Origin of the sequence: Xanthomonas sp. 3793, assembly GCF_024806835.1 — a bacterium.
GTDB classification, from domain to species: Bacteria; Pseudomonadota; Gammaproteobacteria; order Xanthomonadales; family Xanthomonadaceae; genus Xanthomonas; species Xanthomonas arboricola_F.
In genome coordinates this window covers 654,850-672,599 of the sequence record NZ_JANTYU010000004.1, presented here as the reverse complement: position 1 = coordinate 672,599, position 17,750 = coordinate 654,850, and the positions used below count along the sequence as shown (strand labels likewise).

Genomic DNA, 17,750 nt, shown 5'->3' with positions numbered 1-17,750 from the left:
AGGTCAAAAGCCCAGTGGGTCGAGCGCGCGGTGCCCTCACCGCTTGCGGGACACGCCGTTAACCCGTCCCTGGGGGCTCGGTGGGGGCATCCATGCCGCCACACGGTCCCGCAACCGGTGAGGGCACCGCACCAGACAGTGTGCTGGTTGCTTTGTCGAAAAAGCATGCGCACCGACCATCTCGACCGGGCCCTGAAGCCCTGCAGCCCTGCAGCCAGGCCGCAGGTCCGTCGCTCCGCACATGATCTACCCGGCACCGTCCAAGCGCGCCAAGGCAACCGAGATTCCGGCTTGGCAGACCCATGTATCTGCAGCCTGGCCAGCGTGCCGGGTTTATGCGTTGCCAGCAGAGATGCCCCGGCGTCACGTCGGCAATCGACAGGTGACTGCCGAGCGGCGCTGACCAACCAACATGCCGGCCGGCATGCGTCGGTCTAAGCAGGCCGGCGCGTGTGCGGCGTCGCCTCAGTGCGCCGACGCCGCCGGGCGCCGTGCCGCCGCGCGCTCTGCCCGGCGTGCACGCACACGTGCGCGCCGCGCCTTCCAGCGCTCGCTCAGGCAGGAGAAGATCACATACAGCGCGGGGGTGCTGAGCAGGGTCAGGCTCTGCGAGAACACCAGCCCGCCGATCATCGCGATACCCAGCGGGCGGCGCAGCTCAGAGCCTTCGCCCAGGCCGACGGCCAGCGGCACCGCCGCCAGGATCGCCACCATCGTGGTCATCATGATCGGGCGGAAGCGCACGATCGAGGCCTCGCGCGCGGCCGCACGTGCATCCATGCCGTGCACGCGCTGCGCCACCAGCGCGAAGTCGATCATCATGATCGCGTTCTTCTTGACGATGCCGATCAGCAGCACCAACGCGATCATCGAGATCACCGACAGCTCGGTGTTGGTCAGGAACAATGCCAGCAGCGCGCCGACACCGGCGGCCGGCAGCGTGGACAGGATGGTCACCGGGTGGATCAGGCTCTCGTAGAGCATGCCCAGCACGATGTAGACGGTGAGTACCGCGGCCAGCAGCAACACGCCCATCGAGTTGGGGCTGAGCTGCACGTTGAAGCTGTCGTCGCCGCTGAGACGGATGCCGTCGGGCATGCGCAAGCCCTCCACGGTGGACTTGATGATCAGGTCCGCCTCGCCGGTGCTGACGCCCGGTGCGAGGTTGTAGCTCAGATCCATCGTGGTGTACTGGTTTTCATGGATGATCTGCGGCGGCGCCAGGCCGGGGGTCTGGGTGGCGACCGCGGTGATCGGCACCATCTGCCCGGCGCGGTTGGGCACGAAGATCTGGTCCAGCGCCTTGGGCGTGGCGGTCTGCGAGGGCAGCGCATTGACCACCACGCTGTATTGGTTGAGATCCGAATAGATGGTGGAGATGGAGCGCTGGCCGAAGGCGCCATACAGCGCGCCATCGATGGCACCGACCGTGATCCCCAGGCGCGCGGCCTTGGCGCGGTCGATCACGATGTTCTGGCGCAGGCCGGCGGTATCCACGTCGGTGCCGACATCGCGCAGGCGTGGGTTCTTCTTCAGCGCGGCCTGCAGCTTGGGCAGCCATTCCTGCAGCTGCGCCAGGTCGTTGCCCTGCAGCGACACGCGATACTGCGCGCCCTGGCTGGTGCCGCCGCCGCCGTCGCTGGGCAGGTCCTGGATCGCGCGCAGGCGCAGGTCAAGATCCGGGTAGCGGTCGGCCTTGGCGCTCAGGCGTGCGACCACTTGCGCGGTGGTATCGCGGCGGCCTTCGTCGCGCTTTTTCAATTCGATATTGAACGAGGCGCTGGAGCCCTGGCGGCCGGAGCCCAGCCGTGCGCCGACGGTCTTCACCGCCGGGTCGGCCATCAGCATGTCGGTGATGCGGCGCTGGCGGCTGACCATGTCGGCGAACGACACCGTGGCGCTGGAATTGGCGCGGCCCCAGATCAGGCCGGTGTCCTGCGCGGGGAACGAGCCCTTCTTGACTGCACCGCCGAGGAAAATGGTGGCGGCGATCAATAGCAAGGGCGTCAGCGACAGCAGCAATGCGTGGCGCAACGAAAAGTCCAGCGCCACGGTGTAAACGGCGAGCATGCGCTCGTGCATGCGGTCCAGCCAGGCGCCGAAACGACCGGGCTTTTCCGGCTCGCTATGCGCCGACAGGAAGCGGCTGCACAGCGCCGGCGTCAAGGTCAGCGACACCAGCATCGAGACCACGATCGCCGCCACCAGGGTCACGGTGAACTCGCGGAAGAACGCGCCGACCATGCCGCTGGCGAACAGCATCGGAATGAACACCGCCACCAGCGAAGCGGTGATCGACACGATGGTGAAGCCGATCTCGCGCGCACCGGTCAGGGCGGCTTCCAGCCGCGGCATGCCTTCGTCCAGATGCCGCATGACGTTCTCGATCACCACGATCGCATCGTCGACCACAAAACCAATCGCGATCACCAGCGCCAGCAGGCTCAGGTTGTTCAAGGTGAAGCCCAGCACGTACATCACCAGCGCCGAGCCGGCCAGCGACAGCGGCACGGTGACCGCGGCGATCAGCGTGGGTGCCAGGCGACGCAGGAACAGCGCCATGGTCAGCACCACCATCGCCAGGCTGATCATCAGCGTGGCCTGCACCTCGTGCAGCGAGGCGCGAATGGTGGGGGTGCGGTCGAAGTAGGGCGTGAGCGTGGTGCCGGGTTGCAGGTAGGCGCGCAGCTCGGGAATCTGCGCCTTCACCTGGTCCACGGTTTCGACGATGTTGGCGCCGGCGCGGGTGAAGGCATACATCACCACTGCGGGTTTGCCATTGAACCAGGCCGCTTGATACGCATCCTGCTGGCCGTCGTAGACGGTGGCCACATCGCCCAGCCGCACGATGCGTCCGTTGGATTGGGTGGAGATCGCCAGCTGCGCAAAATCCGCCGCCTTGGCCACCGAATCGTTGGCGATGATGGCCATGGTGGTGTTGCCGTCGGACAGGAAGCCGGTCGGCGAGGTCACGTTGGCCGCGCGCACCGCGTTGCGCAGATCGTCCGGGGTCAGGCCCAATGCATTGAGCGCGCGCAGGTCCACGTCCACGCGTACCGCCGGCGTGGAAGCGCCGGCGATGTCCACCGAGCTGATACCGGTGATCTGGCGCAGGCGCTGCGCCAGCAGCGAATCGGCGACGTTGTAGAGCTCATCGGCCGACTGGGTGTCCGAGGTCAAGGCGATGGCGATGACCGGGTCGTCGTTCGGATTGGCCTTGGAGTAGATCGGCGTGCCGAGCCCGGAGGGCAGGTCCGATTGCGAGGCATTGATCGCGGTCTGGATGTCCTGCGCGGCCGAATCGATGTTGCGATTGCTCTGGAACACCAGCACCACCAGGCTGCTGCTCTCCGAGCTGGACGAGCGCATGCGGTCGATGCCGGGCAGCTGGCCCAGATGCCGTTCCAGCGGCGCGGTGACGGTGGAGGCCATGGTGCTGGCATCGGCGCCGGACTGTGTTGCGTGCACGAAGATCACCGGGATCTGGATGTTCGGCAACGCCGCCACGCCCAGCCGCAGATAGCACATCAATCCGATCACGAACAAACCGATCGCCAGCAGCGAAGTGCCGATCGGGCGCTTGATGAAGGGCGCGGAGATGTTCATGGCTGTGGTGCCGGGATTTGGGAATCGGGATTGGGGATTCGGCAAGCAGGGCCAGCGCCACGCCTGAGCGCGCCTGCGGGCAGGCGATGCCGCACGCCGGTAATCGGATCAGCGATTGCCGCAACAGTCCTCACGCCGGGCGCTCCGAGGTGGAGGCCGGGGGTACGCCGTCGCGGCGGGCGGCACGCCGCGCGCGCCAGTCGCGTAGCCGCTCGCCGGCACGTTCCATGTACAGGTAGATCACCGGGGTGGTGTACAGCGTCACCAGCTGCGACAGCAACAGGCCACCCACAATCGCGATGCCGAGCGGGCGACGCAGTTCCGAACCGATGCCGGTGCCCAGCGCCAGCGGCAGCGCGCCCAGCATCGCCGCGGCGGTGGTCATCATGATCGGGCGGAAGCGCAGCAGGCAGGCGCGCCGGATCGCTTCATGCGCGTTGGCGCCTTCGCGGCGGGCGTCGATGGCGAAGTCGATCATCATGATCGCGTTCTTCTTGACGATGCCGATCAGCAGCACGATGCCGACGATGCCGTCCACCGACAGGCTCAGCCCGCACATCATCAGCGCCAGCAGCGCGCCAACGCCGGCCGGCGGCAGCGTGGAGATGATCGTCAGCGGGTGGATGTAGCTTTCGTACAGCACGCCCAGCACGATGTAGATCACCACGATCGAGGCCAGCAGCAGCCACACGATATCGGTCTGGCTGCCGGTGAATTCGGCGGCCTTGCCGACGAACTGCGCATGCACCTGGGTCGGAATCTTCAGGTCTTCGCGCGCCTTCTCGATCGCCGCCACCGCCTGCGACAACGAGTGCCCCGGCGCCAGATTGAACGAGATGGTCACCGCCGGCAGCTGCTGCTGGTGGCTGACCACCAACGGCGTATTGGTGACCTTGGCTTCGGCCAGCGAGGCCAGCGGAATGATGCTGCCGGCGCCGACCACGATGCCGGTGTTCTGGTTGCCCACGCCGGTGGCGGTGGACGAGTTGGACGAGGTCACCTGGCCGAAGCTAGTGGCATTGGTGCCGGTCAGCGCGCCGCTGCCGTTGCTGGCCACCGCCAGCTGATTCATCAGCGCGGTGCTGCTGCGGAATTCCGGGGCCACTTCCAGCACCACGCGGTACTGATTGAGCTCGGTGAAGATGGTGGAGATCTGGCGTTGGCCGAAGGCGTCGTACAGCGTGTCGTCGATGGTCTGCATCGGCACGCCCAGCATGCTGGCCTTGTCGCGGTCGATGCTCAGCTCCAGCGCACGTCCCTGGTTGGCCAGGTTGTTGTCCACATCGGCCAGCTCGGGCAGCTTGCGCATCGCCTCGGTCATGCGCCCGGCCCAGGTGGCCAGCTCGGTGCTGTCCACATCCGAGATCGAATACTGGTATTCGGTGGCCGCCACGCGGGTGTCCAGGGTGACGTCCTGCACCGGCTTGAGGAACAGCGCCACGCCCGGAATGCCGGCCACGGCTTTCTGCAGGCGCGGCAGCACCTCGTCCAGGCCATCGCGGTCGCCACGCGTCTTCAGCACGATTGCGAGCTGACCCTGGTTGAGCGTCGGGTTCATGGTGCCGGCGCCGATGAAGGCGGCCACGCCGGTCACCGCCGGGTCCTTCTTCAGCGCTGCTGCCACCGCCTGGGTGCGCTCTTCCATCTGCGGGAAGGCCACGTTCTGGTCGGCCTGTACCACCCCGGTGATCAGGCCGGTGTCCTGTTCGGGCAGCAGGCCCTTGGGGATCGCCACATACAGCACCACCGTCAGTGCCACCGCGCCGATCGCCACCGCCAGGGTCAGCGGCTGATGGGCAAGCACCCAGTCCAGGCTGCGCTCGTACGCGCCCACCGTGCGTGTCCACAGATTGGTCTTGCCGGCCGCTGCTGCGCGTTCGTGCGCGTCCTCGCCTTCGGGCAGCGCGTCGGGCTTGAGCAGGTAGGCGCACATCATCGGCGTCAGCGTCAGCGACACCAGCATCGAGATCACCACCGCGATCGACAGCACCCACGCAAACTCATGGAACAGCCGCCCGGTCACGCCCGGCATCAGCAGCAGTGGCAGGAACACCGCCACCAGCGACACGGTCAGCGACAACACGGTGAAGCCGATCTGCTTGGCGCCGATTTCCGCCGCCTCCGGCCCGCTCTTGCCCTGTTCGATGTAGCGCACGATGTTTTCGATCATCACGATCGCATCGTCGACCACGAACCCGGTCGCCACCACCAGCGCCATCAGCGACAGGTTGTCCAGCGACATGCCGGCGAACGCCATCACCCCGAAGGTGCCAGCCAGCGACAACGGCACCGCCACCGAGGGAATGATGGTGGCCCACAGCCGGCGCAGGAACACGAAGATCACCGCCACCACCAGCGCGATGGTCAGCACCAGGGTGAACTTCACCTCGTGCACCGAGGCGCGGATGGTTTCGGTGCGGTCGGAGAACACCTCCAGGTGCACGTCGGCCGGCAGCACCGACTGCAGTTGCGGCAGGATGCTGCGGATCTGCTCCACCGTCTGCACGATGTTGGCGCCGGGCTGGCGGCGGATCTCCAGCAGCACCGCCGGCTTGCCATCGGCCCAGGCGGCGAGCTGGTCGTTTTCCACCCCGTCGACCACGTTGGCCACATCGGCCAGGCGCACCGGGCGGCCGTTGGCGAAGCTGATGATGGTCTCGCGGTATTGCGCCGCGTCGGTGAGCTGGTCGTTGGTGCCGATGCTGTAGGACTGGGTCTTGCCGTTGAGCGAACCCTTGGGCGCGCTGACATTGGTCTGGGTCAGGGCGCTGCGCAGCGACTCCATGGTCAGGCCCATGTTCGACAGCTGCGCCGGGTTGACCTGGATGCGCACGGCCGGGCGCACGTTGCCGGCGATCGACACCAGGCCCACGCCCGGCACCTGCGACAGGCGCTGGGCCAGGATCGCATCGGCGTAGCGGTTGACCTCGCGCAGCGGTAGCGAGTCGGAGGTGAGCTTGAGCGTGAGGATCGCCGCATCGGCCGGATTGACCCGGTTGTAGACCGGCTGGTACGGCAGCGACGAGGGCAGGGTGGCCTGGCGGATCGCCGCCTGCACGTCCTGCGAAGCGATGTCGATGTCGCGGTCCATCGAGAACTGCAGAATGATGGTGGACAGGCCCGCCGACGAGTCGGAGGTCATCATCTGCAACCCGGAGATCTGCCCGAACTGGCGCTCCAGCGGCGTGGTCACCAGCGAGGCCATGGTGGTCGCGTTGGCGCCGGGGTATTGGGTGGTCACGACCAGGCTGGGCGCGTCGATTTCCGGCAGCGCCGACACCGGCAATTGCCGGTAGCCCAGGATGCCCAGCAGCAGGACGCCCGCCATCAACAACGAGGTGGCGATGGGGCGGCGGATGAAGATGGTCGAAAAGCCCACGGGGGGAATCCTTGCTGAAGACGTCAATCGGTGCCGGCGCACAGGGCGCCGACGCGCACTGGCGGCGGGGTGTCCCGTCGCCAGTGGTCAGGCATTAGCGCGGGCCGCCGCCGCGACGGCCACCGCCGCCGCCCTTCTGCTTGTCCTGCGCTGCCTTGAGTTCGGCCTCGGTCGGCTCGGGCGGGGTTTCGCCCGGCTTGAGTGCGCTGACCTTGCTGCCCGGCTTGAGCCGGAACTGGCCTTCGGTGACCACGCGCTCGCCGGGCTTGAGGCCCTTGGTGACCTGCACATGGCTGTCGTCCACTTCCACGCCCTGCACCACGGTGCGCATCTGTGCGGTGTTGTCGTTGCCCACCACATAGACGTAATCGCCGTCCGGCCCGCGCTGCACGGCCTGGGTGGGCACCACGGTGCCGCCGGAGATGGTGCGCAGCTGCAGCCGCACGTTGACGAACTGCCCCGGCCACAAGGCGTTGTCGGTGTTGGCGAAGATCGCACGCGCACCGAAGGTGCCGCTGTCGGCGGCGATGCGGTTGTCGATCACCTCCAGCTTGCCGTCGCCGCTGATCACGTGCGCATCGCCGCGATCCAGCGCCGCCACGCCCAGTGGCGACGCCGCCTGGCCGCTGCGCACGGCCTGCAGCTCGCGTTCGGGCAGGTTGAAGGACACATAGATCGGGCGGATCTGGGTCAGGGTGACGATGGTGGAGCTGGCGCTGACGATATTGCCCACGTCCACCCCGCGGATGCCGGCGATGCCGTCAATCGGCGCGGTGACGCGGGTGAACTGCAATTGCACCTGCGCCGAGCGCATCTGCGCATCGTTGGCCGACACCGCCGCCTCGTACTGCGCCACCTGGTTACGCTGGGTATCCAGGTCTGTGCGCGAGACGTACTGCTTGTAGGCCGGGTCGTTGGAGCGCTGGTAGTTCACCCGTGAGGTCGCCAGCAGCGCCTGGTTCTGGCGCTTGGCCGCCAGCGCCTGGTCGTAGCTGGCCTGCAGGGTACGCGGGTCGATCTGCGCCAGCAGCTCGCCCTTCTTCACTTCCTGGCCTTCCTTGAAATTCAGGCTCATCAGCTGGCCGCCGACCTGCGGGCTGACCGTGACCGTATTGAGCGCGGTGACCGTGCCCAGCGCGCTGGCATAGACCGGCACGTCCTGGGTGGTGGCAGCCACCACCGTGACCGGCACCGGGCCGCTGTTTTCGGTGCCATTGCCGTCCGGTGCGTCCGCCCGCTTGCCGTGATCGCCCCCGCCCATCATCCGCATTGCGACAAACACCACGACGAGCACCGCTACGACCAGCAGTGTGATCTTCCAAAAACGCGACATGCGACAACTCCTGAGGGCGGGCCGGGCGCCTGGGGCGACCGTGGGGCGGCTATGCGAAGCATATCGCCGCGCCTGACGGATTGAACGTTACTGAAGTAACGGGCCATCGGGCGCGACATCTGCGCCATTCATGGGCGCAGTGCAGCGGCAACGTACCACTGCGACTGCGGTTGACCGCTGGACTGAATCGGGCCCCACCGCAACCCGCCAGCCGCGCGGGTGCACTACATTAAGCAATCATCTTTAGAGGATTGCCAATGCGCCACTCCCGCCTGCTGACCAGCGCGCTACTGCTCGCCCTGCCCACGCTCGCCGCCGCCCAGGCCACGCCCCGGCCCGAAGTGCAGGCCGCTGCCGCGCCGTTGCAGACCAAGCTGGTGCAGTGGCGCCGCGACTTCCATCAGCACCCGGAACTGTCCAACCGCGAGGAGCGCACCGCCGCCACGGTGGCCGCGCAGCTGCGCAAGCTCGGCCTCAAGCCACGTACCGGTATCGCCCATCACGGCGTGGTGGCCATCATCAAGGGCGGCAAGCCGGGTCCGAAGATCGCCTTGCGCGCTGACATGGATGCCTTGCCGGTCAAGGAGCAGACCGGCCTGCCATACGCCTCCAAGGTCACCGCCGAGTACCGCGGCGAGCAGGTCGGGGTGATGCACGCCTGCGGCCACGACGCCCACACCGCGATCCTGCTCGGGGTGGCCGAAGCGCTGGTGGGCATGCGCGAGCAGCTGCCCGGCGAGGTGATGCTGATCTTCCAGCCCTCCGAGGAAGGCGCACCGGGCAACGAAGAGGGCGGCGCGTCGCTGATGCTGAAGGAAGGCTTGTTCGCCGACTTCAAGCCGCAGGCGGTGTTCGGCCTGCATGTGTTCTCCAGCGTGCAGGCCGGCAAGATCGCGGTGCGCAGCGGCCCGCTGATGGCGGCTTCGGACCGGTTCGCGATCAAGATGATCGGCCGCCAGACCCATGGCTCGGCGCCGTGGAACGGCATCGACCCGATCGTGGCCAGCGCCGACATGATCGGTGCCGCGCAGACCGTGATCAGCCGCCGCGCCAACCTGTCCAAGCAGCCGGCGGTGTTGAGCTTCGGCGCGATCAAGGGCGGCATCCGCTACAACATCATCCCCGACGACGTGGAAATGGTCGGCACCATCCGCACCTTCGACGAAGCCATGCGCCAGCAGATCTTCGCCGACCTCAAGACGGTGGCCGAGCACACCGCTGCCGCCCACGGGGCCAAGGTCGAGGCGCAGGTACCGGACCAGCCCGGCAACCCGGCCACCGTCAACGACCCTGCATTGACCGCAAAGATGCTGCCCAGCCTGCAGGCCGTGGTGGGCGCCGACAATGTCTACGAGCCGCCGTTGCAGATGGGCGCCGAAGACTTTTCGTTCTACGCCCAGCAGGTGCCGTCGATGTTCTTCTTCGTCGGCTCCACCGCCAAGGGCATCGACCCGGCGACCGCGCCCAGCAACCATTCGCCGCAGTTCCTGCTCGACGAATCGTCGCTGGATGTGGGCTTGCGCGCGTTGTTGCAGGTGTCGCTGGATTACCTGCACCAGGGCGAGGCTGGCTGAATCGGGAATCGGGAATCGGGAATGGGGAATGGGGAATGGGGAATGGGGAATGGGGAATGGGGAATGGGGAATCGTGCGCAGTTGCGCGGTTTCCGCTGAGCGTTGCTGATCGCGTGGGGTGGCGGGCCGCTTGACGGCCCGCTGCTTCTGTCGCCAGCTCGCTCCAGCATCCGCCATATAGCTCACGGCCAGCCCGCTCGGCCTAAAATGGCGCGATGAATACCCCAGAAGATTCCACCCTCGGTCGTGAGGTCGCCTATCCCAGCGGCTACGATCCGTCGCTGCTGTTTCCGATTCCGCGCGCGGCCGGGCGCGAGGCGATCGGCCTGGCCGGCGCCTTGCCCTTCATCGGGCGCGATCGCTGGCATGCCTATGAACTCAGCTGGCTCGATGCACAGGGCAAGCCATGCGTGGCCACGGCCACCTTGCACGTCCCCTGCGAGTCGCCGTCGTTGATCGAATCCAAGTCGCTCAAGCTGTATCTCAATTCGCTCAATGCCACCCGCTTCAACAGTGCCGAAGCGGTGCGCACGCGCATCGCCACTGACCTGTCCACGCGCGCCGGCGCCGACGTAGTGGTGGACTTCGGTCTGCCGCCGATCGATGCGGTGGGCGAGGGCGAATCGATCGACGCGCTGGACGTCAGCATCGACGACTACGGCCCGCCCAATGCCGCGTATCTGTCGGCGCACGCACAACCGCTCACCGAAGAAGTGCTGACCTCGGCCCTGCTCAAATCCAATTGCCCGGTCACCGGCCAACCGGATTGGGCCAGCGTCACGCTGCGCTACCGCGGCGCGCCGATCGACCGCGAAGGCCTGCTGCGCTATCTGGTGAGTTTCCGCGACCACGCCGAGTTTCATGAGCAATGCGTGGAGCGCATTTTCAATGACGTACTGACCCGCTGCGCGCCTGAGTGGCTGGTGGTCGAAGCGCGGTATACCCGGCGTGGCGGGCTGGATATCAATCCGCTGCGCAGCTCGCCCAGCGTGCCCACCCCGCTGTCGATCTTTCGCGACCTGCGCCAATGAGTTGCTGTACAGAAGGATCGCGCGAGCTTCACGGCGGCGCGATCCATGCTTAACAGCGCTACACGCACCCTGCAAGCTTCGTGATGCACGAAGGAATGCAGCAATGAGTGCCGATAAGAAGCCAGATTTTTCCAATGTGACGTCGACGGTCGATAGCACAGCCGAAGTGACGCCCGCTCCGGATTTTTCCAACGTGCGCACCAGCGTGCAGAGCACCGCAGAGCTGGTCGAGGAATCGGTCACTGTGCAGGCAGGCGACAGTCTGTCCAGCATCGCCAAACGTCACCTCGGCGACGGCGCATTGTGGCCGCGTATTTTCGAAGCCAACCGCGAAACGCTCAAGGACCCGGACAAGATCTTTCCGGGGCAGGTGCTGCGTTTGCCGCACAAAGCGTAGTGGCCGGCGAGTCACCGTATTGCATGGTTCGTGGCGCGCTGCCGGGAATCGCGCAAGACACATCAGAAACCAAGACACTCCAGAAACCCTATTCTTTTCGATATTCGGAGATTGATCCATGCGTACTAAATCCGTTTCAAGCACGCTCGTGATCGCGCTTGCCGGCGTGCTTGCACTGTCCGGCTGCAAGAAGAACGACGACGCCAGCGTTTCGAAGGATCCCACTTCCGGCGCTGCCACTGATGCGATGCCAGGCCCGGCCGCCACGCCGCCGGCCAGCGATCAGGCTGGCCAGAGCACGGCGACCGGCGCGGCCAGCACCGACACCGCAGCGGCGACGGGTTCCGTCGTCAGCGTGTCCAGCGTTGCAGTCGGGACCACTGCCGCCGCCGACAAGACAGTGACCCCGTCTGCCACCATCGGCACCAAGGACACCATCATCGTGTCGGTCAAGACCGATGGCAGCGCGAGCAATGTGCCCGTATCGGCCAAGCTCACCTATCAGGATGGCCAGGTTGCCGGCGAGCAGAACGCCACGCTGACCACCACTGGCGCAGAAACCACCAACCTCAGCTTCAGCAAGCCCGATGGCTGGCCGGCCGGGACCTACACCGCGCAGGCCATGGTCGACGGCAAGCCTGCGGGCAATCCACAGACCGTTACGGTGAAGTAGCTGACGTAGGCGGTCGGTGGCGACGGCGTCGAGTCCCGGCATCGTCCCATCTGCAGCCGGTGACGTCTGCTTGCATCACGTTGCAGCAAAAAGGCGCGATCGCGTGATTGCGCCTTTTTGCTGTGCGTCGATTCGGCATTGGATTCGTTACAGCTGCATCCATGTCGATTAGCCGTGTGGCGGGATGAAGCGTCCGCCTGTGGTCGCTTTACCCGGGCGCGGCTCAGACGCGACAATGCCGTGCTGATCCAATGCCGCGTCCATCGCGCTGGCCGATCGGCGTGCCGCCAGCGACCCCCGTCGCGCACGCCAACGTCAACGTCGCTGGGCATCGGCGCTCCTCCCGACCACAAGAGCCATCGCACCTCATGTCGAAGACACCGAAGATCCTCTACACGCTCACCGACGAAGCTCCCTTCCTGGCCACGCAGTCGCTGCTGCCGATCATCGATGCCTACACCGATACCGCAGGGATCGTGGTCGAAACGCGCGATATCTCGCTCGCCGGACGCATCCTGGCGCTGTTTCCCGAAAGCCTGAGCGCGGAGCAGAAAATCGCCGACGACCTCGCCGAACTGGGCGAGCTGGCCACCACGCCGGAAGCCAACATCATCAAGCTGCCCAACATCAGCGCCTCGGTGCCGCAGCTCAAGGCTGCCATCAAGGAACTGCAGGGCCAGGGCTACGCGCTGCCGGCTTATCCGGACGAGCCCAAGGATGCCGCCGAAAAAGACATCAAGGCGCGCTACGACAAGGTCAAGGGCAGTGCGGTGAATCCGGTGCTGCGCGAAGGCAATTCCGATCGCCGCGCACCGCTGTCGGTCAAGAACTACGCACGCAAGCATCCGCACCGCATGGGCAAGTGGAGCAGCGATTCCAAGTCGCACGTGGCGCACATGGACGCCGGCGATTTCTTCGGTAGCGAGCAGTCCACCACGCTGGCCGACGCCGGTACGCTGACGATCGAATTCATCGGTACCGATGGCAGCAGCAACGTGCTCAAGGACAAGGTCGCGGTGAAGGCCGGCGAGATCGTCGACGCCGCCGTGCTGAGCAAGCGTGCGTTGGCCAGCTTCATCGACGCGCAGATCGCCGATGCCAAGGCCACCGGCGTGCTGTTTTCGGTGCACCTGAAAGCCACCATGATGAAGGTCTCCGACCCGGTGTTGTTCGGTGTGGTGGTCGGGGAGTTCTACAAGGACACGCTGAGCAAGCATGCCGAGGCATTGAAGTCGGTGGGCTTTGACCCGAACAACGGCATCGGCGACCTGTACGCCCGCATCGGCACCTTGCCGGAAGCGCAGCAGGCGCAGATCAAGGCCGATATCCAGGCCGAATACGCGCAGCGTCCGGGCCTGGCCATGGTCAATTCGGACAAGGGCATCACCAGCCTGCATGTGCCCAGCGACGTGATCGTCGATGCGTCGATGCCGGCGATGATCCGCGACTCCGGTCAGATGTGGAATGCCGACGGCAAGCTGCAGGACACCAAGGCGGTGATTCCGGACCGTTGCTATGCCGGCGTGTATCAGGCGGTGATCGATGACTGCCGCACGCATGGTGCGTTCGACCCGGCCACCATGGGCTCGGTGCCCAATGTCGGCCTGATGGCGCAGAAGGCCGAAGAATACGGCTCGCACGACAAGACCTTCCAGCTGTCGGCGGCCGGTACCGTCAAGGTCACCGATGCCAATGGCAAGACGGTGTTCGAACACGCGGTGGAAGCCGGCGATCTGTGGCGCATGTGCCAGGTCAAGGACGCGCCGATCCAGGACTGGGTGAAGCTGGCGGTCGAGCGCGCACGTCTGAGCGATACCCCGGCCGTGTTCTGGCTGGACAAGGCGCGCGCGCATGACGCGCAGGTGATCGCCAAGGTCGAGAAATACCTGAAGGATCACGACACCAGCGGTCTGGATATCCGCATCCTGCCGCCGGTGGAGGCCACCACCTTCTCGCTGGAGCGCATCCGCAAGGGCCAGGACACCATCTCGGTCACCGGCAACGTGCTGCGCGACTACCTCACCGACCTGTTCCCGATCATGGAGCTGGGCACCAGCGCCAAGATGCTCTCCATCGTGCCGCTGATGGCCGGCGGCGGCCTGTTCGAAACCGGTGCCGGCGGCTCGGCGCCCAAGCACGTGCAGCAGTTCGTCGAAGAGAACTGCCTGCGCTGGGATTCGCTTGGCGAATTCCTGGCGCTGGCCGCATCACTGGAGCATCTGGGCAACCGCTACAACAATCCGTCGGCCACGGTGCTGGCCAAGGCGCTGGACGTGGCCAACGGCCAGTTCCTGGACAACAACAAGTCGCCGGCGCGCAAGGTCGGTGAACTCGACAACCGCGGCAGCCACTTCTATCTGGCCATGTACTGGGCACAGGCGCTGGCTGCGCAGACCGAGGACACTGCCCTGCAGGCCAAGTTCGCACCGCTGGCCAAGGCGCTGACCGAGAACGAAGCCGCCATCGTGGCCGAGCTCAACGGGGCGCAGGGCAAGCCGGTCGAGATCGGTGGCTACTACCACCCGGACCTGGCCAAGGTCAGCGAGGCGATGCGCCCGAGCAAGACCTTCAATGACGTGCTGGCCACGTTGAAGGCCTGAGCCCGCGCACCGCGTGCCGGTGCGTCCAGTCCAGTACCATCGTCAGGGCCCGCCTCGCCACCAGGCGGGCCTTGTCGTTTCAGCGAAAGGGCGACAGTGCGGTCATCGCCCGCACCAGCTGGCGCGCACGTCGCGCCATCCTTTTTTCGGCGTTCCCGCGAGGCGCAGGCTCGGCCGCGACCGGTGCGCTCTGCGCGGTCTGTGCTGCCGGTTCGGCGCTGGCGTCCGTTGCCACGTCCATCGCGATCTCCGCCTCCGCCAACTGCCTTGCAAGCGCCACGTCGGCAATGTGCCCGTGCTGGAACAGCAACTCGGTAAAGATGCGCATGATCCTGCTCCCACTTGAGTGGAAGCCACAGTAGGTGCAGGCTTGGCCATGCAGAAGCGAGGCTTTTGCAAGTCAGCGTTGAATTCCATTCAAGGGTGAGCCATGTCGCGTCCGCCGCTTCACGCATTGCAGGGCTTCGTCAGTGCGGTGCGTCTGGGCAATCTCTCGCGCGCTGCCGCGTCGATGCATCTGACCGTCAGTGCGCTCAGTCACCAGGTGCGTGCACTCGAACAACGCCTGGGCTATCGGTTGCTGCAGCGGCACGCGCGCGGCGTCAGCGCCACGCCGCAGGGGCAGCAATTGCTCGATCGCATCGCTCCGCATCTGGATGCGATCGCAGACGCATTCCAGCCGTTCGCTGCACGCCGCGAGGACACGCTTACCCTGAGCATTACGCCGTCGATGGCCTCGGCGTGGCTGGTGCCGCGCCTGAGCAATTTTCTGGCCGCCCATCCCACCATCGAGATCAATCTGTTTTCCAGCGAGCGATTGGTGGATTTCGAACGCCAGCCGCAGGTGGATGCGGCCATGCGCATCGGTGCCGGACAGTGGCCGGGCGTGATCGCCGAACCGTTGTTCGACGAATGGCTGGTGCCGATGGCGAGCCCGGCGCTGATCGCACGCATGGGCGGCATCGATGCGCAGCCGCTGCAACGATGGCCGCTGCTGGGCGACCCGGATGGCGACTGGCCGCGCTGGTTTGCGACCTTCGGGGGCGAGCCGCCGCGACGGTATGCCGCGGTGCTCGACGAATCCGAGTCCCATCACCGTGCCGCGCTGGATGGCGTCGGGGTTGCGATGGGGCGGGTGACCCGCGCACGCCTGTTGCTGGCATCCGGCCAGCTGGTGGCGCTGTCAGCGCAACGGCTCAAGACCACCTGGTCGCATTACCTGGTATACCCGCAGCGTTCGGCCACGCACACCGGTTTTCTGGCATTTCGCCAGTGGCTCAAGGCACAGGCGCGCGAACATGCCGAGCACGCGCAGCAGGCAATGGCCGCACCGTCTGCCGTGCTGCTGCCCACCACGCATCGCCGCAAGCGCGCAAGGACACTGCCGCCATGAACCAGCTGCCGTTACCGCCCCAATCCGAACGCCGCGCGCTGGCGATCGCCCACGCGGTGTACGAAGCGTTCGAGGATTACCACGCGCGGTTTTCCGAGATCACCGCACGCGCCAAGCAGCGCTTCGAAATGCGCGACTGGAGCGGCGCGCGCGACGATGCCGTCGCTCGTATCGCGCTCTACGATCAGTACATCAGCGAATGCATGCTGCGCCTGCGTGCCGTGCTGCTGGGGCAGGCGCACGACCGCGCGTTGTGGATGCGCGCACGCAGTCATTACGCCGCGTTGCTGGCCGGGTTGATCGACCAGGAGTTGTACAAGACCTTCTACAACACGCTGACGCGGCGTTACTTCGGCACCCACGGCGTGGATGCCGATATCGAATTCATCGCGCTGGATATCGAACCCACCGACGCCATCACCGTGCCGGTGGCGCGGCATACCTACGCCGTGTCGCCAGGTCGGCTGACCGACATGCTGGTGCGCGTGCTGGGCGATTACGCATTCGCGGTGCCGTATGCGCACCGCACCCGCTGTGCGGCGGCCATTGCGGTACGTCTGCTCGACGACCTGGCGCATTGGGGCGAGCACCCGGTGCGCAGCGTCGAACTGCTCGAGACGGTGTTCTATCGCGAGCGTCGCGCGTATCTGGTCGGGCGTGTATTCGGCGAGCATCGGTTTTCGCCATGCGTCATCGCATTGGTCAACGACGATGCCGGCTTGCGCGCCGAAGCGGTGTTGACCAGGCGCAGCGATGTCGCCCAACTGTTCAGCAATTCGCGCAGTTATTTTCAAGCCGACCTGTCCACGGTTGGCGATGCGGTGGTCTTCCTGCGCAGCCTGCTTACCCACAAGCCGGTCGACGAGCTGTACACCATGCTCGGCCGCGCCAAGCAGGGCAAGACCGAGCGCTATCGCACGTTCTTCAGCCATTTCCAGGCCCAGCCGTCCGAGCAGCTGGTGCATGCCGATGGCACGCCCGGCATGGTCATGGTGGTGTTTACGCTGCCCAGCTATCCGCTGGTGTTCAAGCTCATTCGCGACCGTTTTGCCTACCCCAAGACCATGAGCCGCGCGCAGGTGGAAGGCAAATACGAACTGGTGTTCCAGCTCGATCGCATCGGCCGCCTGCTCGACGCGCAGCCGTATCGTTTCCTGCGCTTTCCCAGATCGCGCTTCTCGCCCGCGCTGCTGGAAGAGCTGCAGACCAGCTGCGCGATGAGCCTGAGCGAAGACGGCGACGATGTACTGATTGCGCTGTGCTACGTGCAACGGCGCTTGCGCCCGCTCAATCTGTACCTGCGCGAACAACTGCCCGAGGCTGCGCATGCCGCCGCGCTGGACTATGGCCAGGCGATCAAGGACATGGCGCGCAACAACATTTTTCCCGGCGACATGCTGCTGAAGAACTTCGGTATCACCCGACATCAGCGTGCGGTGTTCTACGACTACGACGAGCTGTGCCTGATCACCGAGTGCACCTTTCGCGACTGGCCCACGCCCACCACCTACGAAGAACAGATGGCCGCCGAACCCTGGTTCCATGTCGGCCCACGCGACGTCTTCCCCGAGCGCTTCGCGCTGTTCATGGGCTTGCCATCCTCGCAACTGGAAGCGGTCAAGCACATCCACCCGGAACTGTTCGACCCGCAGTGGTGGCGCGACCTGCAGGCAAGGCTGCGCGAGGACGATTATCCGGACACACCGCCCTACGCAGAATCGCGCCGGCTTGCCTAGGCCGTTCCGTTTGCAGCGGCAGGCTGGT

General features: G+C 65.9%; 11 protein-coding genes. 7 read left to right on the top strand and 4 right to left on the bottom strand.

Annotated elements, in window-relative coordinates:
• Positions 1 to 465 precede the first annotated feature (465 nt).
• The 3 genes from FHY18_RS16440 to FHY18_RS16430 form a co-directional block, all read right to left on the bottom strand.
• Entirely contained in the window at positions 466 to 3,606 is a 3,141-nt protein-coding gene (locus tag FHY18_RS16440) for an efflux RND transporter permease subunit (protein WP_259156883.1), read from the bottom strand.
• Positions 3,607 to 3,736: 130 nt separating this feature from the next.
• Positions 3,737 to 6,985 (bottom strand): efflux RND transporter permease subunit, encoded by a 3,249-nt coding sequence (locus FHY18_RS16435; protein WP_259156882.1) that lies wholly within the window; start codon positions 6,983 to 6,985, stop codon positions 3,737 to 3,739.
• 94 nt (positions 6,986 to 7,079) lie between these two features.
• Complete coding sequence (locus tag FHY18_RS16430) at positions 7,080 to 8,318, bottom strand: efflux RND transporter periplasmic adaptor subunit (protein ID WP_259156881.1); 1,239 nt, start codon at positions 8,316 to 8,318, stop codon at positions 7,080 to 7,082.
• Between the two features lie 257 nt (positions 8,319 to 8,575).
• Between FHY18_RS16430 and FHY18_RS16425 the strand changes: the two genes are divergently transcribed.
• From FHY18_RS16425 to FHY18_RS16405, 5 genes are all read left to right on the top strand, one after another.
• Positions 8,576 to 9,892: a M20 family metallopeptidase gene (locus FHY18_RS16425; RefSeq protein WP_259156880.1), complete on the top strand. Its 1,317-nt coding sequence runs from the start codon at positions 8,576 to 8,578 to the stop codon at positions 9,890 to 9,892.
• A gap of 215 nt (positions 9,893 to 10,107) precedes the next feature.
• A complete protein-coding gene (queF, locus tag FHY18_RS16420; protein WP_259156879.1) occupies positions 10,108 to 10,923 on the top strand; it encodes an NADPH-dependent 7-cyano-7-deazaguanine reductase QueF in 816 nt (271 codons plus the stop codon).
• A gap of 103 nt (positions 10,924 to 11,026) precedes the next feature.
• Positions 11,027 to 11,320: a LysM peptidoglycan-binding domain-containing protein gene (locus FHY18_RS16415; protein WP_259156878.1), complete on the top strand. Its 294-nt coding sequence runs from the start codon at positions 11,027 to 11,029 to the stop codon at positions 11,318 to 11,320.
• A 118-nt stretch (positions 11,321 to 11,438) separates the two neighbouring features.
• Positions 11,439 to 11,993, top strand: a complete 555-nt coding sequence (locus FHY18_RS16410) for a hypothetical protein (protein WP_259156877.1) — start codon at positions 11,439 to 11,441, stop codon at positions 11,991 to 11,993.
• 368 nt (positions 11,994 to 12,361) lie between these two features.
• Positions 12,362 to 14,593 (top strand): NADP-dependent isocitrate dehydrogenase, encoded by a 2,232-nt coding sequence (locus FHY18_RS16405; protein ID WP_259156876.1) that lies wholly within the window; start codon positions 12,362 to 12,364, stop codon positions 14,591 to 14,593.
• Positions 14,594 to 14,672: 79 nt separating this feature from the next.
• On the opposite strand, the gene FHY18_RS16400 is transcribed toward FHY18_RS16405, so the two are convergent.
• Entirely contained in the window at positions 14,673 to 14,921 is a 249-nt protein-coding gene (locus tag FHY18_RS16400) for a hypothetical protein (RefSeq protein ID WP_259156875.1), read from the bottom strand.
• A gap of 102 nt (positions 14,922 to 15,023) precedes the next feature.
• On the opposite strand from FHY18_RS16400, the gene FHY18_RS16395 reads away from it, so the two are divergent.
• Positions 15,024 to 15,986 (top strand): LysR substrate-binding domain-containing protein, encoded by a 963-nt coding sequence (locus tag FHY18_RS16395; protein WP_259156874.1) that lies wholly within the window; start codon positions 15,024 to 15,026, stop codon positions 15,984 to 15,986.
• Positions 15,983 to 17,722, top strand: coding sequence for a bifunctional isocitrate dehydrogenase kinase/phosphatase (aceK, locus tag FHY18_RS16390; protein WP_259156873.1), 1,740 nt, complete (start codon positions 15,983 to 15,985; stop codon positions 17,720 to 17,722). The genes FHY18_RS16395 and aceK overlap by 4 nt, the downstream gene beginning before the upstream one ends.
• Positions 17,723 to 17,750 lie beyond the last annotated feature (28 nt).

Bases quoted from the DNA above. Each gene is read 5' to 3' on its own strand.
- FHY18_RS16440 (WP_259156883.1), bottom strand. From the start codon at position 3,606: ATGAACATCTCCGCGCCCTTCATCAAGCGCCCGATCGGCACTTCGCTG.
- FHY18_RS16430 (WP_259156881.1), bottom strand. From the start codon at position 8,318: ATGTCGCGTTTTTGGAAGATCACACTGCTGGTCGTAGCGGTGCTCGTC.
- FHY18_RS16425 (WP_259156880.1), top strand. From the start codon at position 8,576: ATGCGCCACTCCCGCCTGCTGACCAGCGCGCTACTGCTCGCCCTGCCC.
- queF (WP_259156879.1), top strand. From the start codon at position 10,108: ATGAATACCCCAGAAGATTCCACCCTCGGTCGTGAGGTCGCCTATCCC.
- FHY18_RS16415 (WP_259156878.1), top strand. From the start codon at position 11,027: ATGAGTGCCGATAAGAAGCCAGATTTTTCCAATGTGACGTCGACGGTC.
- FHY18_RS16410 (WP_259156877.1), top strand. From the start codon at position 11,439: ATGCGTACTAAATCCGTTTCAAGCACGCTCGTGATCGCGCTTGCCGGC.
- FHY18_RS16405 (WP_259156876.1), top strand. From the start codon at position 12,362: ATGTCGAAGACACCGAAGATCCTCTACACGCTCACCGACGAAGCTCCC.
- FHY18_RS16400 (WP_259156875.1), bottom strand. From the start codon at position 14,921: ATGCGCATCTTTACCGAGTTGCTGTTCCAGCACGGGCACATTGCCGAC.
- FHY18_RS16395 (WP_259156874.1), top strand. From the start codon at position 15,024: ATGTCGCGTCCGCCGCTTCACGCATTGCAGGGCTTCGTCAGTGCGGTG.
- aceK (WP_259156873.1), top strand. From the start codon at position 15,983: ATGAACCAGCTGCCGTTACCGCCCCAATCCGAACGCCGCGCGCTGGCG.